This is a genomic window from uncultured Fretibacterium sp. (assembly GCF_938040765.1).
Classification (GTDB): Bacteria; Synergistota; Synergistia; order Synergistales; family Aminobacteriaceae; genus CAJPSE01.
This window is the reverse complement of the sequence record NZ_CALIAA010000163.1, coordinates 1-4,667: the sequence shown is the minus strand read 5'-3', so window position 1 is coordinate 4,667 and position 4,667 is coordinate 1. Positions and strand designations below refer to the sequence as shown.

General features: G+C 63.0%; 5 protein-coding genes. All 5 read right to left on the bottom strand.

The window, feature by feature from the left end:
• A partial coding sequence (tuf, locus tag Q0176_RS05850) for an elongation factor Tu (RefSeq protein ID WP_299300176.1) occupies positions 1–1,190 on the bottom strand: 1,190 nt, incomplete at its 3' end.
• A 45-nt stretch (positions 1,191–1,235) separates the two neighbouring features.
• Positions 1,236–3,311 carry an elongation factor G gene (gene fusA / locus Q0176_RS05845; protein ID WP_299300174.1) on the bottom strand — a complete coding sequence of 692 codons (2,076 nt, stop codon included), beginning with the start codon at positions 3,309–3,311 and terminating at the stop codon, positions 1,236–1,238.
• A 121-nt stretch (positions 3,312–3,432) separates the two neighbouring features.
• Entirely contained in the window at positions 3,433–3,903 is a 471-nt protein-coding gene (rpsG, locus tag Q0176_RS05840) for a 30S ribosomal protein S7 (RefSeq protein WP_299300172.1), read from the bottom strand.
• A 16-nt stretch (positions 3,904–3,919) separates the two neighbouring features.
• Entirely contained in the window at positions 3,920–4,297 is a 378-nt protein-coding gene (gene rpsL / locus Q0176_RS05835) for a 30S ribosomal protein S12 (protein ID WP_299081649.1), read from the bottom strand.
• Positions 4,298–4,339: 42 nt separating this feature from the next.
• Positions 4,340–4,588 (bottom strand): 50S ribosomal protein L7ae, encoded by a 249-nt coding sequence (locus tag Q0176_RS05830; RefSeq protein ID WP_299300169.1) that lies wholly within the window; start codon positions 4,586–4,588, stop codon positions 4,340–4,342.
• Between the last annotated feature and the right edge of the window lie 79 nt (positions 4,589–4,667).

Sequence of the window (4,667 nt, the reverse complement as noted above, 5' to 3'; positions counted from 1 at the left end):
TTGGTGACGACGCCGGCGCCCACCGTATGGCCGCCCTCGCGGACCGCGAAACGAAGACCTTCCTCCATCGCGATCGGCACGATCAGATCCACCTCGAACGTCGCGTTGTCGCCCGGCATAACCATCTCCACTCCCTCGGGAAGCTTGATCCCGCCCGTAACGTCCGTCGTACGGAAGTAGAACTGAGGCTTGTACCCCGCAAAGAACGGCGTATGACGGCCGCCCTCCTCCTTCTTCAGTACGTACACCTCGCCCTTGAACTTCGTGTGCGGCGTCACGCTACCAGGCTTCGCCAACACCTGTCCGCGCTCAACCTCGTCCTTGTCCACCCCGCGAAGCAGAATGCCCACGTTGTCCCCCGCTACCGCGTCGTCCAGAATCTTACGGAACATCTCGAGCGACGTCGCAACCGTCTTCTTGATGTCCGTCTTCATCCCGACAATCGCCACTTCCTCGCCCGCCTTGATGATGCCGCGCTCCACCCGGCCCGTCACAACCGTCCCGCGACCCGTGATCGTGAACACGTCCTCCACAGGCATCAGGAAAGGCTTCTCCGTCTCGCGGACAGGCTCAGGAATATAGCTGTCGCACGCATCCATCAGATCCCAGATCGGCTTGCAGATCGGGTCCTCGCGCGTCCCGTTGCCCTTCTCCAGCACCTCGAGCGCCGAGCCCCGGATGATCGGAATCTCGTCCCCCGGAAACTCGTACTTGTTCAGAAGCTCACGAATCTCCATCTCCACAAGGTCCAGAAGCTCGGGGTCGTCAACCTGGTCCGTCTTGTTCATGAACACCACCAGCGCGGGAACGTTCACCTGGCGCGCCAGAAGCACGTGCTCGCGCGTCTGAGGCATCGGGCCGTCCGCCGCGCTCACAACCAGAATGGCCCCGTCCATCTGCGCCGCTCCCGTGATCATGTTCTTGATGTAGTCCGCGTGACCCGGGCAGTCGATGTGCGCGTAGTGGCGCTTCTCCGTCTGGTACTCCACGTGCGAGATGTTGATCGTGATCCCGCGCTCGCGCTCCTCCGGAGCCTTGTCGATCATGTCGTACGCCGTGTAGTCCGCCCACTTCTGCGTCGCAAGACACTTCGTGATCGCCGCCGTCAGCGACGTCTTCCCGTGGTCGATGTGACCGATCGTACCGATGTTCAGGTGCGTCTTGTTCCGCTCGAACTTCTCCTTCGCCATCTCCGAATTGCCTCCTCTGAAAAAATGTAATGTATGTAAAAAAACTTATTCGGCCTTACCCTGAAGCACCTTTTCCGCAACGTCCGCGGGCGTGGGCTCGTAGTGGTCGAACTGCATCGTATAGTTGGCCCGTCCCGAGGTCTTGCTTCTGAGGTCCGTCGCGTATCCGAACATCCCCACAAGAGGCACGTAAGCCCTTATTATACGCGCGTTGGCCCTCATGTCCATCCCCTCGATGCGCCCCCTCCGTGAGGAGAGGTCGCCGATGACGTCCCCGACGTAGTCCTCCGGGGTCACGACCTCGACGGACATGATCGGTTCCATGAGGACCGGGGCCGCCTTCTTCATGGCCTCCTTGAACCCCATGGAGGCCGCGATCTTGAACGCCATCTCCGAGCTGTCCACGTCATGATAGCTGCCGTCGACCAGGGCGATCTTGATGCCGATCACCGGATACCCGCCCAGGACGCCGCTCTGGATGGCCTCCTCCAAGCCCTTCTGCACGGCGGCGACGTACTCCTTCGGGACGACGCCCCCCACGATGCGGTCCTCGAACTCGTAGCCCTTGCCGTCGGGCAGGGGCTCCATCTCGAACACCACGTGGCCGTACTGGCCGCGGCCGCCGGACTGGCGGATGTACTTGCCCTCGGCCGAGGACGAACGCTGGATGGCCTCCCTGTAGGAGACCTGGGGACGGCCGACCTTGACGTCGACCCCAAACTCCCGCTTCAGCCGGTCCACGATGATCTCGAGGTGCAGCTCGCCCATGCCGGAGATGATCGTCTGTCCGCTCTCCTCGTCCGTGCGGACGCGGAAGGTCGGGTCCTCGTCGGCCAGTGCCACCAGCCCCTTGCTGAGCTTGATCTTGTCTCCCTGGGTCGCGGGCTCCACGGCGAGCGAGATGACCGGCTCGGGGAATACCAGGCTCTCCAGGACGATCGGGTGAGCCTCGTCGCAGAGCGTGTCGCCCGTCTTGGTGCCCTTCAGGCTGGGGACGGCGACGATCATGCCCGCCTCCATCACATCGATGTCCTCGCGCTTGTTGGAGTGCATCCGCATGATGCGGCCGATGCGCTCCCTCTGGCCCGAGGTCGCGTTGTAAATAGCGCTCCCCTTCTCCAGCCTGCCGGAGTAGACGCGCAGGAAGATCAGCTTGCCAAGGAAGGGATCCACCGCCACCTTGAAGGCCAGGGCGGCAAAGGGCTCCTTGGGGTCGCTGTGGCGCTCCAGGACCTTCTCGGGATTGCCAGGCTCCGTCCCATGGATGGGCGGCAGGTCGATGGGGCTGGGCAAATAGTTGACCACCGCGTCCAGCACCAGCTCCACGCCCTTGTTCTTGAAGGCCGACCCGCAGAGCACCGGCACGGCCTTGAGGGCGATCGTCGCCTCGCGCAGCACCTTCCGGATCAGCTCGGAACCGACCTCCTGCCCCTCAAGGTAGAGGGTCATCATGTCGTCGCTAAAGTCGGAGAGCGCCTCGATGATGGCGTCCCGCCCCGCCTTGGCGGGCATGGCCAGCTCCGCGGGGATCGTCGTCACGCTGGGGGGCTGCCCCAGCTCGCCGCTGAACATCACGGCCTTCTGCTCGATCAGGTCCACGACCCCGGAAAAATCGTCCTCGGCCCCGATCGGCATCTGAATGGGGATGGCACAGGCCCCGAGACGCTCGCGAATCGCCGAGACCACCGCGTCGAAGTCCGCGCCGATACGGTCCATCTTGTTGACGAACGCCACGCGCGGGACATGATACTTGTCCGCCTGCCGCCAGACCGTCTCGGACTGGGGCTCCACTCCGCCCACGGCACAAAAGACGGAGACCGCCCCGTCGAGCACTCGCATGGAACGTTCCACCTCGACCGTAAAGTCCACGTGACCGGGCGTATCAATAAGATTGATGGTGTGATCCTTCCAGACACAGGTCGTGGCCGCGGACGTGATCGTGATGCCGCGCTCGCGCTCCTGCTCCATCCAGTCCATGGTGGCCGCGCCCTCGTGGACCTCGCCGATCTTGTAGCTGCGCCCCGTATAGTACAGGATGCGCTCGCTGGTCGTCGTCTTCCCCGCGTCGATGTGGGCCGCTATTCCTATGTTTCTGAGCTTTGAAATGTCCAAAAAACGCACCTACCCAAACGCGGCACCCCGAACGCCCGGGCCGGATCCGGTATCCAGGTCTCCGGACTCCGGCGATGCCCCGACATTCGGAATTCAGCCGCCAAAAATAGACGCCTCCGCAGGAGGCGGATTACCAGCGATAGTGAGCGAACGCGCGGTTGGCCTCCGCCATCCTGTGCGTATCCTCACGCTTCTTGATGGAGCTGCCCTCGTTCTTGTAGGCATCCATCAGCTCGCGCATCAGACGCTCCGACATCGGCATCCCCTTCTTGGAGCGGGCATAGGAGATGATCCAGCGGATCGAGAGCAGCTGCCCCCTCTCCGGGGGAACCTCGACGGGAACCTGATAGGTGGCCCCGCCCACCCGGCGCGGACGCACCTCGATCTGGGGCGCCACGTTGCTCATTGCCTTCTCGAACACGTCGAAAGGCTCCGTCCCGAGCTTCTCCGCCGCGTTGTCCAGCGCCGTGTACAGAATCCTCTCGGCGACGCTCTTCTTTCCGCCCTTCATCAGGCTGCTGATGAACTTGGCGACCGCCGGGTTTCCGAACCGGGTATCCGGAACGGTCTCCCGCTTCCTCACATGACCCTTACGAGGCATAACCTTCCCCTCCCTGCTAACTGGCCTTCGGCTTACGCGCGCCGTACTTGGAGCGACTGCGCTTCCGGTTTTCGACTCCGCCGCAGTCGAGCGTGCCGCGGACGATATGATACCGGACGCCGGGAAGGTCCTTGACGCGCCCTCCGCGGACGAGCACCACGGAGTGCTCCTGCAGGTTATGGCCGATGCCCGGGATGTAGGACGTAACCTCAATGCCGTTGGTCAGGCGCACGCGGGCGACCTTACGAAGGGCCGAGTTCGGCTTCTTGGGGGTCACCGTATAAACGCGGGTGCAGACCCCCCTGCGGGCAGGGTTCCCCTGCAGGGCCGGAGAGTCGCTCTTGGTTCGCTTCTCCTCGCGGCCGAAACGCACAAGCTGGTTGATGGTTGGCACAGAATCTCCTCCTCGATATGAATCGCAAAAACATCTATTAGGTCAGCGCTTCAGCAACCCCGCCGCAGCGGCTGATCTGTCTATGGCACAGGCCCGGCCCAAAATCAGTCGGGACTCGACTTGCTCCACCTCGACCCCGGCGGCCCCGGCATCCGCCAGAAGGGACTCCCCCCTCCCGGACTCCGCGTCTAGGGCGACAAAAACCTTGCGCAGCAACCCCTTGGCGAGGGCCCGCCGCACTTCCTTCTCCCCGACAACCCGCTCCGCCGCCGCAAGTTCGCTTAAAGGCACAAGGATACCTCCTGTGTTCGAGACACGCGCGATATCATAACAAAACGAAAAGGCAGATGTCAAGAAAAAACCCCAATTC